The 1254-nt window shown below is 47.9% G+C and carries 2 tRNA genes and 1 rRNA gene; all 3 read right to left on the reverse strand.

What is annotated here, in order from left to right:
* Positions 1-853, reverse strand: a 23S ribosomal RNA gene (locus WS34_RS14705); the annotation flags it as partial.
* Positions 854-982: 129 nt separating this feature from the next.
* A tRNA-Ala gene (locus WS34_RS14710) sits at positions 983-1056 on the reverse strand.
* A gap of 17 nt (positions 1057-1073) precedes the next feature.
* Positions 1074-1147 (reverse strand) — tRNA-Ile (locus tag WS34_RS14715).
* Positions 1148-1254 lie beyond the last annotated feature (107 nt).

Here is a 1254-nt window from a genome sequence, read left to right on the forward strand (position 1 = left end):
TTTCGGGGAGTACGAGCTATCTCCAAGTTTGATTAGCCTTTCACCCCTACCCTCAGCTCATCCAGAAGCTTTTCAACGCTTATTGGTGCGGTCCTCCAGCTGGTGTTACCCAGCCTTCAACCTGGCCAAGGGTAGATCACTTGGTTTCGCGTCTGCCACTGCCGACTATACGCCCTATTCAGACTCGCTTTCGCTTCGGATACGTGTGTCGTCACACTTAACCTTGCCGGCAAAGGCAACTCGTAGGTTCATTATGCAAAAGGCACGCCGTCACTCATTAACGAGCTCCGACCGCTTGTAGGCGCACGGTTTCAGGAACTATTTCACTCTTCTGTTCGAAGTGCTTTTCACCTTTCCCTCACGGTACTGGTTCGCTATCGGTCTCTCGGGAGTATTTAGCCTTACCGGATGGTCCCGGCAGATTCACGCAGAATTCCTCGTGCTCCGCGCTACTCAGGATACTACTATGCTTCGACAACATTCGAATACGCAACTGTCATGCTCTATGGTCTTTCTTTCCAGAAAGTTCTTCTCTGATGTCTTCATGCAACGGCGTAGTCCTACAACCCCACCCATGCCGTAACATGGATGGTTTGGGCTGTTCCCCGTTCGCTCGCCACTACTGGGGGAATCATTGTTTATTTTCTTTTCCTGCAGGTACTAAGATGTTTCAGTTCCCTGCGTTAGCCTCTTACATAGTAAGATAATACCTCTTCAAGATATTGGGTTGTCCCATTCGGAAATCTCTGGATCAAAGGTCATTTGCACCTCCCCAAAGCTTATCGCAGCTTATCACGTCCTTCATCGCCTCCGAGAGCCAAGGCATCCGCCATGCGCCCTTCTTTACTTTCCTTATCCATTCGCTCACACTTGCGTGCCAGCGGGATGATATATACTTTCAGCTCTTTACTACTAAAATTACTGTTTGCTTGTACAATATGTCATAGATCGTTCATCTTCGTTTCTTACGTTTCCGATGGAGTGGAGAATAACGGATTCGAACCGTTGACCCTCTGCGTGCAAGGCAGATGCTCTAGCCAGCTGAGCTAATCCCCCGAACTTGATTCCGTTCGTAGTCCCAGGCAGAGTTGAACTGCCGACCTCTACATTATCAGTGTAGCGCTCTAACCAACTGAGCTATAGGACTAAGTTCAACCTAGTCTGTTTCATTAGACCCGGCTTCTTACTTTCTCTCTTCCGTCTTAATACGGAATCATATCTTGAATAAACAACAACAGCAGTACAAAAACAAAA

This window comes from Odoribacter sp. N15.MGS-14 (assembly GCF_000980245.1).
GTDB lineage: Bacteria > Bacteroidota > Bacteroidia > Bacteroidales > Marinifilaceae > Odoribacter > Odoribacter splanchnicus.